The organism is Lentzea rhizosphaerae (genome assembly GCF_042649515.1).
In the GTDB taxonomy this organism is placed as follows: Bacteria; Actinomycetota; Actinomycetes; order Mycobacteriales; family Pseudonocardiaceae; genus Lentzea; species Lentzea aerocolonigenes.
Window position 1 is genome coordinate 121,629 of sequence record NZ_JBHRZI010000015.1, and the last position, 21,813, is coordinate 143,441.

At 68.9% G+C, this 21,813-nt stretch carries 22 protein-coding genes; 10 read left to right on the top strand and 12 right to left on the bottom strand.

The features are described 5' to 3' along the window. Nucleotides 1–28 precede the first annotated feature (28 nt). Together dacB and gndA are read right to left on the bottom strand one after the other, a co-directional pair. Nucleotides 29–1,576 carry a D-alanyl-D-alanine carboxypeptidase/D-alanyl-D-alanine endopeptidase gene (dacB, locus tag ACFOWZ_RS17465; protein ID WP_382373669.1) on the bottom strand — a complete coding sequence of 516 codons (1,548 nt, stop codon included), beginning with the start codon at nucleotides 1,574–1,576 and terminating at the stop codon, nucleotides 29–31. Then, nucleotides 1,573–3,003 carry an NADP-dependent phosphogluconate dehydrogenase gene (gndA, locus tag ACFOWZ_RS17470; protein ID WP_382373671.1) on the bottom strand — a complete coding sequence of 477 codons (1,431 nt, stop codon included), beginning with the start codon at nucleotides 3,001–3,003 and terminating at the stop codon, nucleotides 1,573–1,575. Before gndA ends, dacB begins: the two co-directional genes overlap by 4 nt. A 121-nt stretch (nucleotides 3,004–3,124) precedes the next feature. Here gndA and ACFOWZ_RS17475 point away from each other — a divergent pair, with 121 nt between their 5' ends. Next, nucleotides 3,125–3,427, top strand: coding sequence for a DUF2218 domain-containing protein (locus ACFOWZ_RS17475; RefSeq protein ID WP_382373673.1), 303 nt, complete (start codon nucleotides 3,125–3,127; stop codon nucleotides 3,425–3,427). Here ACFOWZ_RS17475 and ACFOWZ_RS17480 read toward each other — a convergent pair. Then, on the bottom strand, nucleotides 3,410–4,003 hold the full coding sequence (locus tag ACFOWZ_RS17480) for a LysE family translocator (RefSeq protein ID WP_382373675.1): 594 nt from the start codon (nucleotides 4,001–4,003) through the stop codon (nucleotides 3,410–3,412). The two genes, ACFOWZ_RS17475 and ACFOWZ_RS17480, sit on opposite strands and share 18 nt — an antisense overlap. 59 nt (nucleotides 4,004–4,062) lie before the next feature. On the opposite strand from ACFOWZ_RS17480, the gene ACFOWZ_RS17485 reads away from it, so the two are divergent. Then, nucleotides 4,063–4,572, top strand: coding sequence for an Lrp/AsnC family transcriptional regulator (locus ACFOWZ_RS17485; protein WP_382373677.1), 510 nt, complete (start codon nucleotides 4,063–4,065; stop codon nucleotides 4,570–4,572). On the opposite strand, the gene ACFOWZ_RS17490 is transcribed toward ACFOWZ_RS17485, so the two are convergent. The 3 genes from ACFOWZ_RS17490 to pyk all read right to left on the bottom strand — a co-directional run bounded on the left by ACFOWZ_RS17490 (nucleotide 4,569) and on the right by pyk (nucleotide 7,683). Beyond that, nucleotides 4,569–5,126, bottom strand: coding sequence for a Uma2 family endonuclease (locus tag ACFOWZ_RS17490; protein WP_382373679.1), 558 nt, complete (start codon nucleotides 5,124–5,126; stop codon nucleotides 4,569–4,571). The genes ACFOWZ_RS17485 and ACFOWZ_RS17490 overlap by 4 nt on opposite strands. Before the next feature lie 114 nt (nucleotides 5,127–5,240). Then, on the bottom strand, nucleotides 5,241–6,152 hold the full coding sequence (gene tesB / locus ACFOWZ_RS17495; protein WP_382373681.1) for an acyl-CoA thioesterase II: 912 nt from the start codon (nucleotides 6,150–6,152) through the stop codon (nucleotides 5,241–5,243). 106 nt (nucleotides 6,153–6,258) lie between these two features. Further along, a complete protein-coding gene (gene pyk / locus ACFOWZ_RS17500; protein ID WP_382373683.1) occupies nucleotides 6,259–7,683 on the bottom strand; it encodes a pyruvate kinase in 1,425 nt (474 codons plus the stop codon). A gap of 63 nt (nucleotides 7,684–7,746) precedes the next feature. On the opposite strand from pyk, the gene ACFOWZ_RS17505 reads away from it, so the two are divergent. Beyond that, nucleotides 7,747–8,091 carry a VanZ family protein gene (locus ACFOWZ_RS17505; RefSeq protein ID WP_382373685.1) on the top strand — a complete coding sequence of 115 codons (345 nt, stop codon included), beginning with the start codon at nucleotides 7,747–7,749 and terminating at the stop codon, nucleotides 8,089–8,091. On the opposite strand, the gene ACFOWZ_RS17510 is transcribed toward ACFOWZ_RS17505, so the two are convergent. Continuing rightward, on the bottom strand, nucleotides 8,039–8,686 hold the full coding sequence (locus ACFOWZ_RS17510; RefSeq protein ID WP_382373687.1) for a DUF2461 domain-containing protein: 648 nt from the start codon (nucleotides 8,684–8,686) through the stop codon (nucleotides 8,039–8,041). The genes ACFOWZ_RS17505 and ACFOWZ_RS17510 overlap by 53 nt on opposite strands. A 76-nt stretch (nucleotides 8,687–8,762) precedes the next feature. Here ACFOWZ_RS17510 and ACFOWZ_RS17515 point away from each other — a divergent pair, with 76 nt between their 5' ends. After that, a complete protein-coding gene (locus ACFOWZ_RS17515; protein WP_382373689.1) occupies nucleotides 8,763–10,685 on the top strand; it encodes a helicase-associated domain-containing protein in 1,923 nt (640 codons plus the stop codon). Between the two features lies 1 nt (nucleotide 10,686). On the opposite strand, the gene ACFOWZ_RS17520 is transcribed toward ACFOWZ_RS17515, so the two are convergent. Together ACFOWZ_RS17520 and ACFOWZ_RS17525 are read right to left on the bottom strand one after the other, a co-directional pair. Then, nucleotides 10,687–11,799, bottom strand: a complete 1,113-nt coding sequence (locus ACFOWZ_RS17520) for a sensor histidine kinase (RefSeq protein WP_382373691.1) — start codon at nucleotides 11,797–11,799, stop codon at nucleotides 10,687–10,689. Between the two features lie 8 nt (nucleotides 11,800–11,807). Further along, complete coding sequence (locus tag ACFOWZ_RS17525; protein WP_382373693.1) at nucleotides 11,808–12,467, bottom strand: response regulator transcription factor; 660 nt, start codon at nucleotides 12,465–12,467, stop codon at nucleotides 11,808–11,810. A 135-nt stretch (nucleotides 12,468–12,602) separates the two neighbouring features. On the opposite strand from ACFOWZ_RS17525, the gene ACFOWZ_RS17530 reads away from it, so the two are divergent. Genes ACFOWZ_RS17530 through ACFOWZ_RS17545 form a run of 4 tightly spaced genes read left to right on the top strand, consistent with a single transcriptional unit; the run spans nucleotide 12,603 to nucleotide 16,075 of the window. Further along, a complete protein-coding gene (locus tag ACFOWZ_RS17530; protein ID WP_382373695.1) occupies nucleotides 12,603–13,133 on the top strand; it encodes a hypothetical protein in 531 nt (176 codons plus the stop codon). Continuing rightward, nucleotides 13,130–14,191, top strand: coding sequence for a peptidoglycan-binding protein (locus ACFOWZ_RS17535; RefSeq protein ID WP_382373697.1), 1,062 nt, complete (start codon nucleotides 13,130–13,132; stop codon nucleotides 14,189–14,191). The genes ACFOWZ_RS17530 and ACFOWZ_RS17535 overlap by 4 nt, the downstream gene beginning before the upstream one ends. Then, complete coding sequence (locus ACFOWZ_RS17540; protein WP_382373699.1) at nucleotides 14,188–14,871, top strand: ABC transporter ATP-binding protein; 684 nt, start codon at nucleotides 14,188–14,190, stop codon at nucleotides 14,869–14,871. Before ACFOWZ_RS17535 ends, ACFOWZ_RS17540 begins: the two co-directional genes overlap by 4 nt. Next, the gene (locus ACFOWZ_RS17545) at nucleotides 14,864–16,075 is read left to right on the top strand and encodes an ABC transporter permease (RefSeq protein WP_382373701.1); all 1,212 of its coding nucleotides are present in this window, start codon (nucleotides 14,864–14,866) and stop codon (nucleotides 16,073–16,075) included. The genes ACFOWZ_RS17540 and ACFOWZ_RS17545 overlap by 8 nt, the downstream gene beginning before the upstream one ends. A 56-nt stretch (nucleotides 16,076–16,131) precedes the next feature. Here the strand turns inward: ACFOWZ_RS17545 and ACFOWZ_RS17550 are convergent, their stop codons facing one another. After that, nucleotides 16,132–16,467 (bottom strand): hypothetical protein, encoded by a 336-nt coding sequence (locus tag ACFOWZ_RS17550; protein WP_382373703.1) that lies wholly within the window; start codon nucleotides 16,465–16,467, stop codon nucleotides 16,132–16,134. Between the two features lie 324 nt (nucleotides 16,468–16,791). Between ACFOWZ_RS17550 and ACFOWZ_RS17555 the strand changes: the two genes are divergently transcribed. Continuing rightward, nucleotides 16,792–17,388, top strand: coding sequence for a MerR family transcriptional regulator (locus ACFOWZ_RS17555; protein WP_382373705.1), 597 nt, complete (start codon nucleotides 16,792–16,794; stop codon nucleotides 17,386–17,388). A gap of 66 nt (nucleotides 17,389–17,454) precedes the next feature. Beyond that, nucleotides 17,455–20,319, top strand: a complete 2,865-nt coding sequence (locus ACFOWZ_RS17560) for an NACHT domain-containing protein (protein WP_382373707.1) — start codon at nucleotides 17,455–17,457, stop codon at nucleotides 20,317–20,319. Here ACFOWZ_RS17560 and ACFOWZ_RS17565 read toward each other — a convergent pair. Both ACFOWZ_RS17565 and ACFOWZ_RS17570 read right to left on the bottom strand, forming a co-directional pair. Next, nucleotides 20,309–21,133 (bottom strand): DNA/RNA non-specific endonuclease, encoded by an 825-nt coding sequence (locus tag ACFOWZ_RS17565; protein WP_382373709.1) that lies wholly within the window; start codon nucleotides 21,131–21,133, stop codon nucleotides 20,309–20,311. The two genes, ACFOWZ_RS17560 and ACFOWZ_RS17565, sit on opposite strands and share 11 nt — an antisense overlap. Nucleotides 21,134–21,217: 84 nt before the next feature. After that, the gene (locus ACFOWZ_RS17570; RefSeq protein WP_382373711.1) at nucleotides 21,218–21,655 is read right to left on the bottom strand and encodes a COG4315 family predicted lipoprotein; all 438 of its coding nucleotides are present in this window, start codon (nucleotides 21,653–21,655) and stop codon (nucleotides 21,218–21,220) included. Nucleotides 21,656–21,813: the final 158 nt, after the last annotated feature.

The window sequence follows — 21,813 nt, forward strand, 5'->3', positions numbered from 1 at the left end:
ACAAATGCGCCGTTCATCTCGAAAGCGACTAGCAGGTGCCGATCCACGAGCACTCGACGTCGAAGCGCTCCTTGGCCGGGACCTTGGTGCGCTCCTGCGCCGGAGCCTTGCGCTGCTGCGGAACCGACTCGATCTTCGGCTCGGCCTTCTGCGTGGCCACCGCGGCACCGCCTTCGGACGCGAGCCGCACGGCGACCTTGTCCTCGACGGTCTTGGGGCTGAACCACAGCACCAGGTTGTTCTGCACGATCGAGAACACCAGCTGCCTGCCGTTCTGCGTCGTGACGTAACCCGTCAGCGCCGAGACACCGGACATCGAGCCGGTCTTGGCCTGCACGTTGCCCTCGGCCAAGGTGGCCTTCATCCGGTTGACCAGCGTGCCGTCGCGGCCCGCCACCGGCAGCGACGACGACCAGGTGCTGAACCAGGGCTTCGTCTTCGCCTTGATCAGCACCGAAGTCAGGTCGTCCGGCGAGATCTCGTCCATCCTGGACATGCCGGAACCGTCGAAGATCTCGACCCAGTTCGGGTCGATGCCGAGACCTGCCCACTTGCGGCTGAGCTGGTTGACGCCGTTGGAGAACGAGCCACCAGCGGACTTCACCAGCACCTCGGCCAGCATGTTGTTGCTGTTCTTGAGCAACGGGTTGATCAGCTGACCCAGCGTCATCGACTGGTCGGACGCGAGGACACCGGCACCCTGCGGCGCCTTGCCCCTGCGCACCCCGCCCTGGACCTGGATCCCGTTCTGCGCCAACGCCTTCTGGAACACCGACCCGACGAGTCCGGTCGGGTCCTTGACGGTCGAGAGCGCCGTCGTCTCGACGGACGTCGAACCGCTGACCCTGATCACGTTCGTGCCGTGCTCGCGCTCGATCGAGACGCCACCGTCGCCGGTGGTCGCGGTGCTCACGATCTGCACCTGGTCGTTCGCGGGCTCGACGCTCACCTGAACCGGAGCGCCCGTCGAGGCACCCGGCTTCACGCGCACGACCACCGTGCCGGCGCTGAACTTCGCGTCCGGCGACAGCGTCAGCGCCGAGGTTTCCGCGCTGTACGAGAACGGCTCGTCGTCCCACGCCCAGCCCAGGCCGTACGGCTGGGAGTCGAACGCCGTGTCGTCCAGCACGAGCGCACCGCTGACCGTCGTGACACCGCCGGCCTTCAACGTGTCCGCGAGCGCCTTGTAGCGCGTCGCGGACATCGTCGGGTCGCCGGTGCCGCGCAGGACGAGGTCGCCGTTCAGGGTCGACCCGTTCTTGGCACCCGAGGACTGCAGCTCGGTCTTCCACCGGTAGTCCGGCCCGAGCAGGTCGAGCGCGGCCGTGGTGGTGAGCACCTTCAGGTTGGATCCGACCTGTGAGCGCCTTCCGCCCGATCGCGTGTAGACGACCTCACCGGTGTTGGCGTCGCGCACGGTGATACCGACGTCGGCGCCCTTGAGCCCGGGGTCGGCGAGGATCGCGTCGAGGTCGCGGGTCAGCGCCTCGTTGTCGACCGCCACCGCGCCGCCGCTGGACGTCAGGGTCAACCCTGTCGCCGCTGCGACGACTGCCCCCAGCAAACGAAATTTCACGCATCCACCTCAGTCCGGTCGCCTGACCACAACGTGTGGAAGCTACCGGGGCGATCAACGCGGCGATAAGTGTGGGCACCGAAGAAGTCCCGCTGTCCCTGGACGAGCGCGGCAGGCAGACGTTCCGACCGAAGTCCGTCGTAGTAGGCCAAAGCGGACACGAAGCCAGGAGTCGGCACACCGGATTCGACCGCTCGGACCACGACCCTGCGCCAAGCGGCCTCGGCGTTCTGCACGGCGTCGCGGAAGTAGTTGTCCACCAAAAGAGACGCGAGGCTCGCGTTCTTGTCGTACGCCTCGCGAATGCGGTTGAGGAACTGCGCGCGGATGATGCAGCCACCGCGCCAGATCGTCGCCATCGCACCGAGATCGATGTCCCAGTCGAAGTTCTTCGACGCCTCGCGGATCATGTCGAAGCCCTGCGCGTACGCGACGACCTTCGACGCGTAGAGCGCCTGGCGCACGTCGTCGACGAGCTCGGCGTCCGGCTTGGCGACGACCTCGCTCGCACCGAACGCGTCGCGCACGGCCTTGCGCTGGTCGGTGTGGCCGCTCAGGCTGCGCGCGAACACGGCCTCGGCGATGCCGGTGACCGGGACGCCCAGCTCCAGAGCCTCCTGCACGGTCCAGCGGCCGGTGCCCTTCTGCTCCGCCGCGTCCTCGATGACCTGCACGAGCGGCGTGCCGTTCGCGTCGACGTGCTTGAGCACCTCGGCGGTGATCTCGACCAGGTACGACTCCAGGTCGCCCGAGTTCCACTGCGTGAACACGTCGGAGATCTCGGCGGGCGCCATGCCGCCGACGCGGGTCAGCAGGTCGAACGCCTCGGCGATCAGCTGCATGTCGGCGTACTCGATGCCGTTGTGCACCATCTTCACGAAGTGCCCGGCACCGTCCGGCCCGACGTGCACGCAGCACGGCTGACCGTCCACCTTGGCGGCGATCTCCTCGAAGACGGGACCGACGTGCTTGTACGACTCGGCGGGGCCACCGGGCATGATGCTCGGGCCGTTGAGCGCACCCTCCTCGCCACCGGAGATGCCGGCGCCGACGAAGAGAAGGCCCTTCTCCTTGAGCGCGGCCTCACGACGGCGCGTGTCGGCGTAGTGGGCGTTGCCGCCGTCGATGACCATGTCGCCGGGCTCCAGCAGCCCGCTCAGCTCGTCGATGACGGCGTCGGTCGGGCCACCGGCCTTGACCATGATGATGATCTGGCGCGGCGTCTGCAGGCTGTCGACCAGGTCCTGCAGCGTCTCGGCGCCGACGAAGTCGCCCTCGTGGCCGTGCTCGTCCAGCAGGGCCTTCATCTTCGCGGGCGTCCGGTTGTGCACGGCGACTTTGAAGCCGTGCCGCGCGAGGTTGCGCGCGAGGTTGCTGCCCATGGTGGCGAGACCGGTGACCGCGATACGTGCTTTGCCTTCCGTCATACGCGACAGCCTGCCGTGTTCTCCGTTTTTTCGCGAGATGTCACAGGGTGTTCTCAGACTCCGTTTTGCCAGGTGAACCGCGTCACGCCGCGATACGTATGGCTAGGCGTAAGTTGGCTCCATGACGGAATTCACGAGCGTGGGACGCTCGGCGACCGACCGTGCCTCCAGGTACGGATCACAGCTGGTGAAGCACTTCACGCACAAGGACCTCGAAGGGTCCTGGGAGGACTCTCGCGGGTTCGTGCGGTTCTCCGCCGGCCTGGCCGAGTTCGAAGCCACGGAGGACGCTTTGGTAATGCGAGTCGTGTCTTCCTCGGAGGAGGACACGGCACGTCTGCGCGACGTCGTGGAACGGCACCTGGTCCGGTTCGGAACCCGGGACGAGCTTTCCGTTTCCTGGGACTCAGGCAGCCAGGACTGACGCCGCCATCCCGATGAGAGCGGTCCCACAGACCCGCTCGAACGTCGCGCGGATCTTGGGCTTGCTCAGCAGGTTGCCGAGCTGACGCGCGGACGGCACCACGATGACCCAGAACAGCGCGAAAACCCCGACCGTGACGGCGCTCAGCAGAGCGGCCTGGGGCAACGGCGCGCTGTTCGGGTCCATCGCCTGCGGGATGAGGCTCAGGAACGTCAGCATCACCTTGGGGTTCAACAGGTCGCACAGCAGGCCGCGCAGGAACACGTTGCCCCTGCCCTGCCGGTGTTCGGTCGCCTCGTTCGCGGTCTTCAGGGTCATGAACCCGACGTAGGCGAGGTACAGCGCGCCGATCACCTTGACCACGAGCAGCGCCGTCGGCACCGCGGCGACGAGCGCGGAGAGCCCGAGGGTGGCGAGCGTGGCGTGGACGAGGAGCCCGGTGATCACACCGAGGGCCGCCTCGGTGCCCTTGCGCAGGCTGCGCACCGCGTTCCCCATGATCAGGACGAAGTCGGGCCCCGGCACGATCATGATGATCAGGAGAGCGACCAGGAACGACGTCCACGCGATGTGCATGGCGCCGATCGTCGTGCTTCGTTCTGCTCCGTTCCAGCTGGTCAGTACGATGTTCGGTTATGCGCGAACAAGCCGAACTGGATTCGGTCGACTGGCACATCCTGGAGGAGTTGCAGAACGACGCGACGCTGCCGAACCGGGCGCTGGCGGAGATCGTCGGTCTGGCGCCCTCGTCGTGTCTGCAACGGGTGCGGCGGCTGCGCGACCTGGGTGTCATCACGGGGTGCCACGCCGTCGTCGACCCGGCCACGACGGGCCTGCCGCTGGAGGCCGTGATCTCGGTGAACGTGCGGCCGCACACCAGGCCCGTGGTGGCGGCCTTCCGCGCGTTCGTGATGGCTCAGCCGGAGACGCGGTCGATCTTCCACGTGTCCGGGCAGGCCGACTTCCTGATCCACATCGCGGTGGCGGATTCCACGCACCTGCAGGCGTTCCTGATGGACAAGATCGCGTCACGGACGGAGGTGCGGAACCTGACCTCGTCGGTGGTGCTGGAACGGGTGGAGACGCGGGCGCTGACGCCGCCGGCGAACCTGAGGCCGACTCACCGGCGGCGTCGCACGGACTAACGCCGTCGCAACAGCGCGTCGAGATCGATCTTCAGCGGTACCGGCCTGGTCAGTTCAACCGTGCCCGTGCCACCGTCGACATACTCGTAAACACCGTCGACGAGCTCGAACGCGGCCAGGCTGAACGGATCACCGAGCTCGACGATCCAATAGTGTGCGATCCCGGCCTTCGCGTACTCCGCCGGTTTCACCACGAAGTCCGTTCGCTTCGAACCCGGTGACATGACCTCGACCACGAGCAGAACGTCCGCGGCATCGAGACGACGGTCTCCGTCGCCGTAGTTCTCGACGGACAGAACCACGACATCCGGCCTGCGCACCGTCGCTCGCTCGCCGGACTTGAGCGCAACGTCAACATCGATCACCGCGGTCAGATGATCCGGCAGTTGCTCATCCAGGCAGTAGGTGAGTCTCAAAGCAGCACGCTGATGCCGCGGGAAGGGTGAAGCGATCACTTGCAAGGCTCCATCAACGAGTTCATGACGACGACACATGTCCTCTGGCATCGCGTCCCACTCGTTCAGGCTCACCAGGTGATCCCGCCGCAGATCCACGTGAACACCTTTCTTCCGCCTTTGAGAGCCTCTTTCGCCACCAGCTCCCATCAGCCTCGCGCTTGGAGGCCCTCCATGCGATCACTCACAAGCGTGGTTCTTCGAACTGGCGTACTAGGCCTCGTCGGGTGACGGCTTGATCACCCGGATCAGGCCCTCCTGCACCACGGTCGCCACCAGCTGCCCGTCCTGCGAGAAGAACCGGCCCGTCGCCAGCCCGCGATTGCCCGACGCGGACGGCGAAGAGGTGTCGTACAGCAGCCACTCGTCCGCGCGGAACGGCCGGTGGAACCAGATCGCGTGGTCCAGCGAGGCGCCGAGGACCTTGTCCAGTCCCCAGTAGACACCGTGCTTGGCCAGAACTCCGTCCAGCAACGTCATGTCCGACGCGTAGGTCATCACGCAGATGTGCAGCATCGGGTCGTCCGGCAGCTTGCCGTCGGCCTTCATCCACACCTGGGAAGCGGCCTCGCCCGGACCGTCCTCACGGGACTCCCACGGCGGCTCGGTGACGTAGCGCACGTCGATCGGGCGCGGGAACTTCGACGTGTGCAGGCCGTACCCCTCGGCCGACTCGGTCCACGTGGGCAGCGACTCCGGGTCCGGCACGGACGGCATGTCCGAGGAGTGCTCGACGCCCTGCTCCTCCAGCTGGAACGACGCCGACAGCGCGAAGATCGCCTTGCCGTGCTGCACGGCGACGACTCGCCGGGTCGTGAACGAGCGGCCGTCGCGGATGCGGTCCACTTCGTACACGATCGGCACGCGCGGATCGCCGGGGCGGATGAAGTACGAGTGCAGCGAATGCACGCGGCGTTCCACCGGCACGGTGCGGCCCGCGGCCACCAGGGCCTGGCCCGCGACCTGTCCGCCGAAGACACGCACCGGTGACTCCGCGGGCGACACACCGCGGAAGATGTTCTCCTCGATGCGTTCGAGGTCGAGCAACGCGACCAGGTCGTCCACTGCGGATTGGCCGCTCAGGCCCGACGGGCTCGTAGCGGCGGCACGGGCGGCCTCAGTCACGACAGAACTCCTAGCGGCACGGACACGGCGCGGCCCCGCGCCCTCACACGTCCAGTATGAGGGGGCGGGGCCGGCACAACTACGGATCAGGCTGAGAGGCCAGCCACTACGCGTGGTCGTCCTCGCCCAGCCGGTGCACCCGGATGAGGTTGGTCGAGCCGATGGTGCCGGGAGGCGATCCGGCGACGACCACCATCAGGTCGCCCGCCTGGTAGCGGCCGATCTCGATCATGGCCGTGTCGACCTGGCGGACCATCTCGTCGGTGGACTCCACCCGAGGGACCAGGAACGTCTCGGTGCCCCACGTCAGCGCGAGCTGCGAGCGCACCGCGGGCTCCGGCGTGAACGCCAGCAGCGGCAGGTGCGTGTGCAGGCGCGCCAGGCGGCGGACCGTGTCACCGGACTGCGTGAACGCGACCAGGGCCTTGGCGTTGAGGCGCTCGCCGATGTCGCGGGCCGCGTACGAGATCACGCCGCGCTTGGTGCGCGGGACGTGGGTCAGCGGCGGCACGACGACCGACTCGGTCTCGACGGCCTCGATGATGCGGCCCATGGTCTGCACGGACTCGATGGCGTAGCGGCCGACCGAGGTCTCACCGGACAGCATCAGGGCGTCCGCGCCGTCGAGCACCGCGTTCGCGACGTCGGACGTCTCGGCGCGGGTCGGGCGGGAATTCGTGATCATCGAGTCGAGCATCTGGGTCGCGACGATGACCGGCTTGGCGTTCTCGCGGGCGATCTGGATCGCCCGCTTCTGCACCAGCGGCACGTGCTCCAGCGGCAGCTCGACGCCCAGGTCACCGCGGGCGACCATGACGCCGTCGAAGGCGAGCACGATGGCCTCGAGGTTGTCCACGGCCTCCGGCTTCTCGATCTTCGCGATCACCGGGAGACGCTTGCTGCCCGAACGGTCCATGACCTGGTGGACCAGGTCGATGTCCGCGGGCGAGCGCACGAACGACAGGGCGATGAAGTCCACGCCCAGTGAGAGCGCGAACTCGAGGTCCTCGATGTCCTTCTCCGACAGCGCAGGCACGGAGACGTCCATGCCGGGCAGCGAGAGGCCCTTGTTGTTGCTGACGGGTCCGCCCTCGGTGACCTCGCACACGACGTCGGAACCTTCGACGTCGACGACCACGAGGCCGACCTTGCCGTCGTCCACGAGCAGGCGGTCGCCGACCTTGGCGTCCTTCGCCAGCTCCTTGTACGTCGTCGACACGCGGTCGTGCGTGCCCTCGACGTCCTCGACGGTGACGCGGACGACGTCGCCGGTGTTCCAGTCGACAGGACCCGCGGCGAACCGGCCGAGCCGGATCTTGGGGCCCTGGAGGTCCGCGAGGATGCCCACGGCGCGGCCCGACTCGTCGGCTGCCGCACGGACCATGTCGTAGACCTGCTTGTGGTCGGCATGGCTGCCGTGGCTGAAGTTCATCCTGGCCACGTCCATACCGGCCGCTACCAGGTCGCGGACCTTGTCCGGCGTGCCAGTGGCGGGACCGAGGGTACAGACGATCTTTGCGCGTCGACTCACGTCTAGAGAGAGTAGCCCTCGTTCCTGGACCGATCCCGAACTACCCGTGGGTAATGTTCAGACATGGGTCGAGTGCTGCCATTCGTAGTCGCGGCGTTGCTCAGTGTCGTCGTTTTGTTCACCCCGGAGTCAGGTGTGCCGACCGCGCCGCCTGGTACGGACAAGGTCATCCACACGCTGTTGTTCGCGCTGCTGGCGTTCACCGGCCTTTACGCGAGAATTGCTCACATTCTGCCGCTGCTGGTCGTCTACGCGGGCGTTTCGGAGGTTCTCCAGGAACTCATCACGCCTCTGCACCGCAGCGGCGACTGGCTCGACGCCTTGGTCGACGTGGCGGGCATCGGGCTCGGCTGGGCTACCGCGACCTGGATTCGCTCACGCCGACGTGGTCTTCGCACCACGCGTTGAGGTCCTTGAGCTGCCGCCACGACTTGCGCACGCGGTCGAGGCACCCCGGCTCGTGCAGCACGTCGTCCGGCTCCCAGATCTTGCGCACGTAGATCGACCGGTGCTTGAGCAGGTCGAGGTGCGGGTGGTCGTCGGCGAACCCGCGCGGCTTCGACTTCATGACGTCGCCGCACAGCTCCCAGCCCTGCTTGACCAGCTTGTCGACGATCTTGCGCAGCAGCACGCCGTGCGCGTCGACCGAGGCGCGGTAGCGGGCGAGCTGGTCGGACGCCATGTGGAACGAGCCGCCGCCGGTCAGCAGTCCCTCCGGGCTGATCTGCACGTAGTACGCGCCGCCGCCGCGTCCTTTCTCGATGACGCCGCCGCAGTTCGTCTTGTACGGCGTCTTGTCCTTGGCGAACCGCACGTCCCGGTACGGCCGGAAGACCTTGCCTTCGCCGAACTCCTTCTCCAGCGCGAGGAGCAGCGCCTCCATCGGGCCCCGCACGTCGCGCAGGTAGGTCTCCTTGTTGTCGTCCCAGTACGCCTTCGAGTTGTCGAGGACCAAGCCGTCGTAGAAGTCAATGGCGTACTCGCCGAAACCGCTGAACGTCACCGAGACAGCCTAGGCCGACCGCCCGAACGCGTGAAAATTCGTTTGAGCGCACACAACCACCGCCATAATCCGATGAATGCCACGCCGTATCAACGCGCTCGCGACCTGGCTCCACCAACTCGAGCCGGACGAGGTGGCCGCGATACTCGTGCACCGGCGTGACGTGGCCGACCGCTACATCCGCACGTTGAAGGACCTCGCGACCCAGCTCACCGACTCCGACTCGGTCCGCGCCGCCGAGGACACGCTCGACCAGGGCGCGATCGACGTGCTCGGCGCGATCGTGGCGCAGGGCAACCTCGGGACCGTCGACACCGTGTGCACCGAGCTGCGGTGCTCGGTCGACGACTTCGAACGGGCGTTGGGCGAGCTGAAGAAACGCGCGCTGGCCTGGCCGGACGGGCCGAAGCTCGTCGCGGTGAACTCGGTGCGGGCCGGCGGGGCGGTGCGCGATCAGCTGACCGTGCGGCCGAAGGCGCCGGGGAAGCGCAAGGCCTCCGAGATCTCACCGATCGTGCCAGCCATGTCCACTGTGGACGGAGTGGCACGGCTGCTGGCGCACTGCGAGCAGGACACGTTCGACGCCCGCTACACCGGTGGCGTGGCGACGGTCGAGATCCGGCGGGTCGCGCGGGCGTTGCGGGTCACCGACGGCGTGCTGCGGCTGTGGCTGGAGCTCGCGGTCGAGGCGCAGCTGGTCGGGGTGGAACGGTCCCGGCTGCTGCCGACCAGGCAGGGTGACGACTGGCTGGACTCGCAGCCCGGCGTCCGGCTCGCGACGCTCGTGAACGCGTGGGGCCGGATGGACTGGCGGCCGGAACCCGACCAGGCGCGGGCCGCGTTGCGCGACTACACCGGTGCCGCCGGACTGCTCCTGCGGCGCAGCGTGCTGGAACGGTTCTCGGCCCGGGAAGCCTTCACCGACCTGAACGAACTGGTCGCCGACCTGGTGTGGGAACGCCCCGCGGTGCACGACCCGCGCGCGACCGCGGCGGTGATCGCCGAGATGGAGTCGCTCGGGCTGGTGGCCGGCGGCGCGCTCACGCCGCTGGGCGTGGCGGTGCTCGACAGCGGTGACGTCGAGGCGGCGGCGACTCGGTTGATGCCGGCGGCGAAGGACAAGGCCGCGTTCCAGACGGACATGACCGCGGTGGTGAACGGTCTGCCGTCACCGGAGCTGAGCGCGACGCTGAACCTGGTGGCGGACCTGGAGGACAACGACGCCGCACGGGTGTGGCGCCTGTCCGCCGGGTCGGTGCGGCGCGCGCTGGACAGCGGGTTGTCCGCGCAGGAGGTGCTCGCGAAGCTGGCCGCGGTGTCGGAAGCACCGTTGCCGCAGGTGATCGAGTACCAGGTGCAGGACGTGGCGCGGCGCCACGGGCAGCTGACGGTGACCGACGTGGCGAGCTGCGTGCGGGCGGAGGATCCCGCGCTGCTGCAGGAGATCTCCCGGTCGAAGCGGCTGACGTCGCTGAAGCTGCGGTTCCTCGCGCCGACCGTGCTGGCGTCGGCCAGGCCGATGACGGAGACGCTGGAGGCGTTGCGCAGAGCCGGGTACGCGCCGACCGGGCTGGACGCCGGTGATCAGTCCATTGTGGAGCGAGTGGAACGGCGGCGGGCGACGGCCCGCGGCGAACGCCGGTCCGACCGGTGGTGGCGGGCCGAGCTGGACGACCTGGAGCTGACGCAGCTCGCGATCAGGCTGGTGGAGCAGGAGAGGCCGAGCGTCGGGCGAGGCACGCCGCGTGCGAACGCGGCACGGATGCTGCGCGACCAGAACGTCTTCCTGCGCGACGAGGAGGTGCTGATCCTCGCGACGGCACTGGTCGACGGCAGCCGCGTCGAGATCAGATACGCGAGCGGGCCGCGCAGGACGGAGACGTACGTGATCGTGCCGACCAAGCACCTGGAGGGCGTGCTGAGCGCGGACTGCGAGGACGGCACGAGCAGGGAGTTCGACATCGGTCACGTCCGGAAGGTCGCCGCACCGGCGATCTGAGTCAGGGCACCGCGAACGCCATCTCCAGCCCACCGCCCGGACGTGGCACCGCCCGCACCGACCCGCCGTGCGCCTTCGCGATCGACGCGACGATCGAGAGCCCCAGCCCGACACCGCGGCCGGATCCCGCGCGTTGCTCGCGCAGCTGGCGGAACGGTTCGAACAGCCAGCCGACCTGGTCGGCGGGCACGTCCGGTCCGGTGTTGCACACCTGCAGGGCCGAATCCCCTCCTGTGCGCACGGAAACCAGTCCGCCGGGGTGGTTGTAGGTGATGGCGTTGTCGACGAGGTTGACCACGAGCCGTTCCAGCAGAACGGGATCACCGGACACGATCTGGGGCGACAACGCCGCCTCCAGCCGCACTCCGGCCTGCTCGGCGACGTGCCTGCGGCTGTCCACCACACCGCGCGCCACGTCGTCGAGCTGCACCGGGTCCTCGTGCTCCAGGCCGCGGTCGCTGCGGGCGAGCAGCAGCAGTCCCTCGATGAGCGACTCGGTGCGCACGTTCATCACCAGCAGCCGTTCGCACAGGTCCCGCAGGTCCGGTCCGGCGTTCCGGCGGGCCATCGCGATCTCGATCATCGTGCGCTGGGTGGCGAGCGGGGTGCGCAGCTCGTGCGAGGCGTTGGCGACGAACCGCTTCTGGCTGTCGAACGACGCGGCGAGCCGGTCGAGCATCCCGTCGAAGGTGTCCGCGAGCTCGGTCAGCTCGTCGCGCGGGCCGGGCATCCTGATCCGCTCGTGCAGGCTGTCCGCCTCCAGCCGTTGCGCCGTCGCGACGACCTCCTGCACCGGGCGCAGCATCCGCACGGCGGCGAACCACCCCAGGGCCAGTGCCACGACCGCCATCACGGCCAGCGCCACCCCCGACTGCACGACGAGCGTCTGCAGCACTTCCTGGCGGTACTGGGAGAGGTCCGTGCCGGAGCTGCCCACCACGGGCGCGGAACCGGGGTCGGGCGCGGGCAGGTCGTCCGTGGACAGGCCGGGAGGCGCCTCGGTCGTGTCCGGCAACGCGTTGCGCACCAGCAGGTAGTTGGTCGCCAGCAGGATCGCGCCGCCGAGCAGGAACAGGCCGCCGCACATCAGCGCGAGCCGCAGCTTGACCGACATCCGCGCGGCTAGTCGCGCAACTGGTAACCGACCCCTGACACCGTGCGGATGACCTGCGGTTCGCCCAGCTTGCGGCGCAAGGTCATCATCGTGACCCGCACGGCGTTGGTGAACGGATCCACGTTGACGTCCCATGCCTTCTCCAGCAGCTCCTCGGCACTGACGACCGCACCCTCGGCGCGCATCAGCACTTCCAGCACGGCGAACTCCTTGCGCGACAGGTTGACGAACCTCTCGTCGCGGAACACCTGGTGCCGCCCGACGTCGAGGCTGATGCCCGCGCGGCGCAGCACCGGTGGCAACGCGGGCCGCGCCCGCCGCCCCAACGCCTGCACGCGCGCCAGCAGTTCCGCCCAGACGAAGGGTTTGGGCAGGTAGTCGTCCGCGCCGATGCCGAGTCCGTGCACCCGGTCCGCGACGTCACCCGACGCGGTCAGCATGATCACGCGGGTGTCGCTGCCGTGGTCGATGATCGCCCGGCAGACGTCGTCGCCGTGCACGCCGGGCAGGTCCCGGTCCAGCACGACGACGTCGTACCGGTTCACGGCGATGTACTCCAGCGCCTGTTCACCGTCGCCGCAGACGTCGACCGCCATCGACGCCTGTCGCAGCCCCTCCGCGACGGCGTCGGCGAGCATCTCCTCGTCCTCGACCACCAGGATTCGCAAACCCGACCCCCTTATTCCGTGCCAAGTGTGACGCGCACGCCCATAAGACGGCCATAAGCATCCGCACTTACGGTGGCGGAATCACCCGCCCGGTAGACATTCAGCCATCCGCAGGAAACAACCTGAGGGGGAATCATGAAAACTGCCGGCTTGATCGGCGCGATTGTGCTCACCGCATTGCTGACGTCGTGCGCGGGCAACTCCGACCCGAATGTCGCCTCCGCTCCGGGCAGCACGCAATCGAACACTGCTCCTGCCGGCGAGGACGCGTACTCCAAATGCATGCGCGACAACGGCGCCGAGCTGCAGTCCCAGGAAATCCCGAACAACGGGACCGGCCAGGGCACGGCGCAACAGGGCACGGCGCCGCAGGTCGACCAGGAGAAGCAGCGCGCGGCCCACGAGAAGTGCCGCCAGCACCTGCCCGACGGCGGCAACCCGAAGCCGATGAACCCCGAGCAGCTCGAGCAGGCGCGCAAGTTCGCCAAGTGCATGCGCGACGAGGGCGTGCAGTACCCGGACCCGAAGCCGGAGGACGGCGGGGACGGTGCCGCGAAGCTGCCCGACGGCGTCGACGTCCACGACCCGGCCGTGCAGGAGAAGATCCGGCGTTGCACGGCCAAGACCGGCGGTGACGCCCCCGGCTCCTCCGGTTCGACGAAATGACCGAGGAGGCCGGGCCGTCCGCCGCCAGGAGACGACGGCGCAAGCGGACGGTCTGGATCGCCGTCGTCCTCGCGTTCGCCGGGACGGCGGGAGCGGTGACGTTCACCCGGTTGGTCTCGGCACCGGCGTCGTCCGCACCGCCCGTCCCGCCGCCGGCCACCACGCAGGTGACCCGCACGACGCTCATCGACCGGATCAAGGTCGACGGCGACCTGGGCACCGGCACGCCGGTTGCGGTGACGGGACGCAGGCCGGGCACGCTCACGCGTCTTCCGGTGGCCGGTGAACAGCTCGAACGCGGAAAGGTGCTGTACGAGGTGAACGCGGTCGGTGTGCCGGTGTTCTTCGGCGGGACGCCCCTGTACCGGGAGATGCGCAACGGCGTCCCGGACGGTGACGACGTGAAGATGCTCCAGGAGAACCTCCTCGCTCTCGGCTACTCGGAGCTCGGGGCGGCGAGCGGAAAGTTCGGCCCGAGGACCGCGAGCGCGGTGAAGCGCTGGCAGAAGTCGCTCAAGGCCGAGCAGACCGGCGTCGTGCAGCCCGGCGACGTGATCGTCATGACCGGTCCCGTCCGGGTGCACGCGGTGACCGCGCAGCCAGGCGCCCCCGCCGAGGGCCCGCTGCTGACCGTGACAGGCCTCGACCGGCTGGTGTCGGTGGAGCTCACGGAGGCGCAGCGGCGGCTGGCTCGGGTGGACGCGAAGGTGAAGGTGTACCTGCCGGGTGGGAAGGACACCGCCGGCACGGTGCGCGAGGTCGCCGTGAAGACCGTGGAGGACAAGTCGAAACCGGTCGCCACGGTCACTTTGGACGATGCGACGCCTGCCGAGCCGGGGCGCGTCACCGTCGAGTTCGACGGTGAGAAGCGCGAGAACGTGCTGGCCGTGCCGGTGCAGGCGCTGCTCGCCGTGCGCGAGGGCGGGTACGCCGTCGAGGTCGTGGAGAGCGGGAAGAGCCGCTACCTGGCCGTTCGCACGGGGATGTTCGCCGGCGGGATGGTCGAGATCACCGGCGACGGCCTCACCGAGGGCATGACGGTGGTGACGACGTCGTGAGCCCGGTCCTCGAACTGGCGGGGGTGTCGAAGACCTACCGCGGCGGCGTGCTGGCGTTGCGGCAGTGCGACCTGCGGGTCGACGCGGGCGAGATGCTCGGCATCGTGGGCCCGTCGGGCTCCGGCAAGTCCACGATGCTGCACCTGATGGGCACGCTCGACCGCCCGTCGACAGGCGCGGTGCTGGTCAACGGCCACGACACCGGCAAGCTGACCGACCGGCGGCTGTCCGCGCTGCGGGCGTGGTGGATCGGCTTCGTCTTCCAGCAGTTCCACCTCACCGAGGGCTTCACGGCGAGGGAGAACGTGATGGCGGCACTGGTGTACCGGGGCGTCCCCGCCCGCGACCGCAGGGCCGCGGCCGACGAGGCACTCGCCCGCGTCGGCCTCGCTCACCGCGCCGGCCACCTGCCCACCGAGATGTCCGGCGGCGAGAAGCAGCGGGTCGCCATCGCACGGGCGCTGGTGAACCGGCCGAGCATCGTGCTGGCCGACGAACCGACCGGCAACCTCGACACGAAGTCCGGCGCCGAGGTGCTGCGGCTGCTGCGCGAGCTGCACGCCGACGGCACGACGATCGCGATCATCACGCACGACGTGCAGATCGCGGCGAGCCTGCCGCGCAGGGTGGAGATGCTGGACGGCGAGCTGCGGACGGACACGGGAGGCGGCCGTGCCTGAAGTACCCCTCCCCCGCGTCACCCGCCTGCCACCCGGCGACGTCCTCCGCCTCGGCACGGTGGGCGTCCGCACCCGCCCGGTCCGCACGGTCCTCGCCGCGCTCGGCATCGCCATCGGCATCGCCGCACTCATCGCGGTCGTGAGCATCCCGGCGTCGAACCAGGCCGCGTTGCGCGCCCAACTCGCCGCACTGGGCCCGAACCTGCTCACTGTCGTACCCGGCACGAACATCGCCGGCGGCAAGGCGAAGCTCCCCCCGGTGGCCGTCGACATGATCCGGAGGATCGGGCCGGTGCGGGAGGTGAGCGCGACCGGCGAGACCGACGCGACCGTGCGGCGCACCGACCTGGTGCCCGCGCAGGAGACCGGCGGGCTGAGCGTCAAGGCGGCACGGCTCGACCTGCTGCCGGTGCTCGGCGGATCCGTGCGCACCGGGCGGTTCCTCGACCAGGCGACCGAGGCGTTCCCCGTGGCGGTGCTCGGGGCGCGAGCCGCGCAGGTGCTCGGCACCGAGCTGAGGCCCGGATTGCCCGCCCCCTCGGTCTGGATCAAGGACCGCTGGTTCACCGTGGTCGGCGTGCTCGCGGCCAACCCGCTCGCGTTCGAGGTCGACAACGCCGTGCTGGTCGGGTGGAAGGCGGCCGAGAAGCACCTAGGGTTCGACGGCACGCCCGGCCAGATCTACGTGCGGGCCGACGACCGCGCGGTCGAAGCCGTCAAGTCGGTGCTCGGACGGACGGCCAACCCGAAGAGCCCCAACGAGGTGCTGGTCAGCCGGCCGTCGGACGCGCTCGCCGCCCAGCAGCTCGTCGAGCAGGCGTACTCGGGGCTGTTCCTCGGGCTGGGCGGGGTGGCGTTGCTGGTCGGGGGCATCGGGGTGGCGAACACCATGGTCATCTCCGTGCTCGAACGGCGCCGCGAGATCGGGCTGCGGCGCGCGCTCGGTGCCAGCAGGCGGCAGATCAGCGGTCAGTTCCTGGCAGAGGCCGTCGTGCTCGCGGGCATCGGCGGCGGTATCGGCCTGCTGATCGGGGTGGCGGCGACCGCCGTCTACTCCGCGTCGCAGGGATGGCCTGCCGTGCTCCCCCTGACCGCGCTCGCGGGCGGTGTGGGCGCGGCCGTCGTGGTCGGCGTGCTCGCCGGTCTGTACCCGGCGGTGCGAGCGTCTCGGCTCACCCCCACCGAGGCGCTCGCGACCACCTGAATGGCCGCACCCCCGGCGGGAGAGCGCCGGGGGTGCGGTGTGCCGATGGGACCGGTTCAGCCGCGACTCTGGAAACCGAACGACAGGAGCCGGTAGCTGCCGCAGGTCACCCAGAGGTGCCAGTTGCCGCGGCCGACCCACGGGGTGTAGTAGGTGCCACCGTTGGAGCACCGGCCGTACAAACGCACCTGGCCGCTCACGACCGAGCAGTTCGCGTCGACCCGCTGTGCCGTCGCCGTCCAGGAACACCGGTACGTCGCCTGGGTCCCGACTTCGTCGCCGGTCTGCTGGACGACCTGCGGCGTGGCGGCCGGTGCTGCGACCGCGGCCGCCGCGTTCATCGTGGCGACGCCACCGAACACGGCGAGCACCATCAGCAGGACACTCGTCATTCGCTTGATTGCGGACATCTGGCTTCCCCTCTTGCTTGATTGGGCGGCAGAACACGGAAAAGCCTCATCCGAACAACGTGCTCGCACCCAGAAATGGAACGAGAAACTTCCACGCGACTTCGCCTAGCACAGCAGGACATCCCGGCGCAGCAAGGGAAGAAAGTCCTTCCACTTGATCACCCGAGGGGCCAGACCAACTTATGCCGGTCTTATAAACGCGATGCGAGACTTGTTCACCAGGGGCAGGCCCAACGTTGCGCTCTTCCCGGGGGGCCTGAGACAACAGGGGGAAAACTCAATGCGCCAAATCTGGAAGTGGTGGCGGTGACGTCGAAGCACGCCGCCGCACAGATGACGATCGACGAGTTCGCCGCCGAGATCGGCATGACCACCCGCACCGTCCGCTCGTACCAGGCACGTGGCCTGCTGCCGGCTCCGAACCGCCTGGGCCGTTCGCCGATGTACGACGATTTCCACCTGACGCGCATGCGGACCGTGCTGCGGTTGCAGCACAGGGGGCTGCCGCTGGAGGCGATCAGGGCGCTGCTGGCACCGGATCTCGTGCTGCGGCAGTTCCTTCCCGCCGGCGACGTGCTCGTGTGCGCGCTGCGCCAGAACGCCGAGCTGCTGCACGCCGCGATCGACTGCGGAGTCGTCACGCAGTTGCCGGACGGGTCGCTGGAGCTGCCCAACGCACGGGCCGTGCTCGCCGCCGGGCGAACGGGTGCGCCGATCGGGCACACGGTGAGTGTGCTCGTGCAGGCCGTGTCCGCACTGCGGCCGCACGCGGAACCCGCACTGGCCGAAGTACGACGATCCGCGCCCTCCGTGCCGCCGGAGAACCTCGCCGAGCTCGTGGTGGAGGCGTTCCGGCTCGCGGTCATGTCGGTCGCGAGTCGCGGTGTCCCGCGAACCGCTTGATGAATTCCTGGTTGCCTGTGAACGAAAAGTCAGTGGGCAACTACGACGTGTGCCGATACTGGCGGTGTGGCCGATCCGTTTTCCGCCGGACTGCTGATGGTGCTCGAGACCGTGCTGGAGCGCGTGTTGGTCGGTCTCTTCGACGTCGTGCACAAAGGTGCCAGGAACAAGAAGCGCCAACGGGAGCTGACCAGACCGGGACCGCTCGTCGAACGCGTCGGCAGCGAGCTCGCGCGCGGCGAGCTGAGCACCGTTGAGGAGCACGAGTGGCGGGCCGCAGTGGACGCGGTGCGCGAGTCCATCGAGGCCGCGCTGCCGTTGCGCGACGACGACGCACTTCGGGTGATGCTGACGCCCGAGTCGTTGCGGGCGCGCGTGCGGTCGGAGTCGGAGAAGATCCGGCGCGCGGCCGGTCTGTCCGATCACGCGACGGCCGTCTACGACGCGGTGCTGTTGCGGGTCTGCGTCGCCGTCGTGGAACTGGTGTGGTCGCAACCGGAGTACGCGCGGCGCCTCGCCGTGGAGATGTTCCGGATCGGCAGGTCGACCGCGGACGCCGTGGCCCGCCTCGCGGACCAGCAGCAACTGGCTGTCGTGGCGGCACACCGGGACTTCGAGGACCGCTACGCCGACCAGGTCGCGCACTCGCTGGGCGGGCTGGAGCTGTTCGGCGTGTCCCGCGGACGGGTGCCGCGACGGCACTCCTTCGACAGCTCCTACGTGTCGCTGGCCGTCGCACGGGTCGGCGACACCGACGAGCTCACCGGCGCCGGTCTGCCCGTCGCGGCCGCGCTGGCGGACACGCCACGGGTGCTGATCAGGGGTGGCGCGGGCGCGGGCAAGACGACGTTCCTGCGCTGGCTCGCCATGAACGCGCTGGGCGAGACGCGGACGTCGGGCAACGAGTGGCTCGGGCTGGTGCCGTTCTTCGTGCCACTGCGGCAGTACTCGACGCTGCCGAAGCCGGAGGAGTTCATCTCGTCGACCGCCTCGATGATCGAGGAGGAGAAACCTGCCGGGTGGGTCACCGCGCGGCTCAGGGAAGGTCGCGCGCTGGTGCTCGTCGACGGCGTGGACGAGCTCGTGTCGGAACGGCGAGAAGAGGCGCGCCAGTGGCTCGTCCGCCTGGTGAACGCCTATCCGGAGGCCCGGTACGCGATCACCACCCGTCCGGCCGCCGTGCCGGAGGACTGGCTGGACGACTGCGGCTTCACGGCGTTCGACCTGTTGCCGTTGAGCGACAAGGGTGTTCGCGACTTCGTGGAGGCCTGGCACACCGCTGCCCGCGACGAACCGGGCCTGAGCAGGGACGCGCTGCTGTGGCTGGCCGAGTGCGAGGCACGGCTCGTGACCACGCTGGCGAAGCGGCCTGACCTGCGCCGGCTCGCGTCGAGTCCGTTGCTGGCCGGGTTGCTCTGCGCGTTGCACCAGGACCGCAACATGCACCTGCCGCGCGATCGGCGGTCGCTGTACGAGGCAGCGCTGGACCTGCTGCTGGTGCGGTGGGACGAGGACCGCGGGCTGGCGCTGCCGTCGTTCTCCAAGGAGGAGCAACTCGTTCTGCTGCAACGGTTCGCGTACTCGTTGGTGCGCAACCGGGAGCTGACGGTGCCGCGGTCGGAGGCGGTGCACCGGCTCGGGAACGCGATGCGCGGGCTGCGGTCGCACGACATCGACCCGGACGACGCGATGCAGCGGTTGCTCGAACGGGCGGGGCTGCTGCGGGAGGTGCCGTCCGAACGGGTGCAGTTCGTGCACCGGACGTTCCGCGACTACCTGGCGGCCAAGGAGGTCGTCGACGCCGGTGACCTGAACCTGCTGGTGGACAGAGCGCATCTCGACGAGTGGCACGACGTGGTGGTCATGGCGGTCGCGCACGCCCGGCCGCGCGAACGGGCCCGCGTGCTGATGGACCTGCTGGCGGGCAACGACGACACCCGCAAGGACGAGCGCGGACGGGACAAGCTGCGGCTGCTCGCGCTGGCGTGCCTGGAGCAGGCGGACGTGATCGAGCCGGAGACGGCACGGACACAGGTGACCTTCGCCGCCGCCGTGCTGATCCCGCCGACCAGCTTCGCGCACGCCGACGCGTTGTCCGAGGCCGGGTCGTTCGTGGTGGACCTGTTGCCCGGCCCCGAAGCCACCGAGGAAGCCGCCTACGTCGTGCGGACGCTCGCGAACATCGGTGGTGAGGCCGCGTGGGAACGGATCGCGGAGTTCGTGGCCGTGGACCACGCGATGGTCATCGACGAGCTGCTGCGGGCGTGGCGCAACACGCCGGACGCCGAGAAGTACGCCAGGACCGTGCTGTCCAAAGTGGACTTCGGTGACCGCAGGGTCGATGTCCGCGGCTGGCACCGGATCCAGTTCATCATGCACCTGGAACGGCTGCGGTACGTGCGGTGCATCGGCAACATCAACCCGCTCGACCCGTTGGGCGCGATGCCGTCGCTGCACCGGCTGGAGCTGTGGCAGAACGAGGTGATGCGCGACCTCTCGCCGTTGGCCGGCTCGCGCTCGTTGAAAGAGCTGCACCTGAGCCGGTGCCGTCCGCTCGGACGGATCGACCTGTCGCCGGTGAAGGACCTGGACGAGCTGCACCTGCACTTCAGCCGCGTCGACCTGGCGTCGCTGGACGGCGGTGCGGTGCGGCGCCTGCAGATCCGCGACTCGGCGACCGACGACGGGCTGACCGCGTTGCCGGAGCTGCCCGCGTTGCGCGAGCTCGCGATCGACCACCGCCCGCCCTACCCGTTGGCGGGGCTGCAGCGGTGGCCGACCGTCACGTCCCTGGAGGTGTTCGGCGTGCCGGCGGCGGACGACCTGCGCGTGCTGCCGGCCTTGGAACACCTCGTCGTGCACCAGCCGGAGTCGTTGTCCCGGCTGGAAGAGCTGCGTCAGGCGTTGCCGTCTGTGCGCATCACCACTTGATGTCGCCGAGGCTGTCCAGCGGCTTGCGCTCGGACTCGTCGAGCAGCTGCACCGCCGCAGTGTCCGCGGCGTGCAGCTCGGCCGGGAAGGTGAAGCTCACGCGCTTCTCCAGCTCGGCCACCGACACCTGGAACACGCGAAACTCGTCCAGGTCGAGTGCCTCGGCCAGGACGAGGTTCTGCGTGAGCAGGAATGCACTGCACCGCAGCTCGCCGTTCACCACGAACGCGATCGCCTTGTAGAACTCGCGCGGGATCGCGACGCCGCGGAACACCCTGTCGTCGGCGTTGAAGACCGGACCGCCGTAGACGCTCACCCTGAGGTTGTCCACGTCGACGTCGGCGAGCACCGCGTCCTCCAGCCGGCCCCAGAGCCCTTCCTTCGCGCTCTGGTTGAAGTCGTCCATCTGCGGCGTGATGTTCGTGAAGAAGAACGAGTCCCTGTTCGCCTTCTGCGCCTCCGCCTTGGGGCCCCAGCACAGGTCGGCGCGGCGCGCGAGGTGGCCGCGGTCGAGCCTGTTGTCGCGGTAGAGCTCGTCGCCGGTCTGGAACTCCTCCGGCACGCGGGGGTCCTTGATGAACGGGATGTTGCTGCGACTCAGGGCCTTCAGCGCACCGCCGTCGATGTTCCACGCGACCCAGATCGCGAACTTGCGCGACATGCTCAACGCGAGCGAGAAGTGCGTGTAGTCGATCGTGGTCGAGCCGTCGAGCTCGACCGCGTCGGAGGCTCCCGAGTCGGTCAGGACCGGGAGCCCGGCGTCCGTGCCGAGGAACGTCGCGTCGAAACCCGTCTTCACGGCCGTGTTGGTCATGTGTCGCCCCCTACTGGTTCATCTGCTGGGTCGACACTTCCCACAGGGCCGTTAGCCGCATACACCCGAACGGCCCAATGTTCATCAGCTCTTCCTGACCAGTTTGCCGTCCGGCGCGATCGCGAACCACTCGTCGTCGACGCCCTGCCCGTTCACGTCACCGGCGACCTGGTCTCCCACGTAGTAGTAGAGCGGCCACTTTCCGTAAACGGCCTGCGAGTTCTCGTCGACCCGCGAGACCAGCTTCGCGTCAGCACCGTCCTTTGCGTCCACAGTGGACTCGGCGGTGAGCGCCGGCCACACCGCGATGCAGTCCGCGTCACACGCGCTGGACTTGGTTTCATCCTTGGTGAATGCGTAGAGCGTCCGTCCCGTTTGGTCGACCAGGATCGGGCCGAGGTCGGACTGCGCGATCTTCACCTCGGCCTTGACCGGAACTTCCTGTTGCGGTGCCTCGTTTCCGCAGGCTGTGACCCCTGCGAGCAGGGCGGTCAGCAACAGAATTCCCATACGTGCACGCATCTTCTTCTCCTAGCGGGTGCGTCCTGTTCCGCCGTCGACACGTGTTGAGACGTGGTTCGGTTCAGTCGGGAAGTTCGTTGAACCGAATTCGATCGACGTCCGTGTTGGTGGCGTCGGGTCCGCCAGACCCCCCGACTCCCACTGAGGAGCCTTGGAGC

Coding starts and splice junctions, on each gene's coding strand:
- gndA (WP_382373671.1), bottom strand. CDS start 3,003: ATGACGGAAGGCAAAGCACGTATCGCGGTCACCGGTCTCGCCACCATG.
- ACFOWZ_RS17475 (WP_382373673.1), top strand. CDS start 3,125: ATGACGGAATTCACGAGCGTGGGACGCTCGGCGACCGACCGTGCCTCC.
- ACFOWZ_RS17480 (WP_382373675.1), bottom strand. CDS start 4,003: ATGCACATCGCGTGGACGTCGTTCCTGGTCGCTCTCCTGATCATCATG.
- ACFOWZ_RS17485 (WP_382373677.1), top strand. CDS start 4,063: ATGCGCGAACAAGCCGAACTGGATTCGGTCGACTGGCACATCCTGGAG.
- ACFOWZ_RS17505 (WP_382373685.1), top strand. CDS start 7,747: ATGGGTCGAGTGCTGCCATTCGTAGTCGCGGCGTTGCTCAGTGTCGTC.
- ACFOWZ_RS17515 (WP_382373689.1), top strand. CDS start 8,763: ATGCCACGCCGTATCAACGCGCTCGCGACCTGGCTCCACCAACTCGAG.
- ACFOWZ_RS17520 (WP_382373691.1), bottom strand. CDS start 11,799: ATGTCGGTCAAGCTGCGGCTCGCGCTGATGTGCGGCGGCCTGTTCCTG.
- ACFOWZ_RS17530 (WP_382373695.1), top strand. CDS start 12,603: ATGAAAACTGCCGGCTTGATCGGCGCGATTGTGCTCACCGCATTGCTG.
- ACFOWZ_RS17535 (WP_382373697.1), top strand. CDS start 13,130: ATGACCGAGGAGGCCGGGCCGTCCGCCGCCAGGAGACGACGGCGCAAG.
- ACFOWZ_RS17550 (WP_382373703.1), bottom strand. CDS start 16,467: ATGACGAGTGTCCTGCTGATGGTGCTCGCCGTGTTCGGTGGCGTCGCC.
- ACFOWZ_RS17565 (WP_382373709.1), bottom strand. CDS start 21,133: ATGACCAACACGGCCGTGAAGACGGGTTTCGACGCGACGTTCCTCGGC.
- ACFOWZ_RS17570 (WP_382373711.1), bottom strand. CDS start 21,655: ATGCGTGCACGTATGGGAATTCTGTTGCTGACCGCCCTGCTCGCAGGG.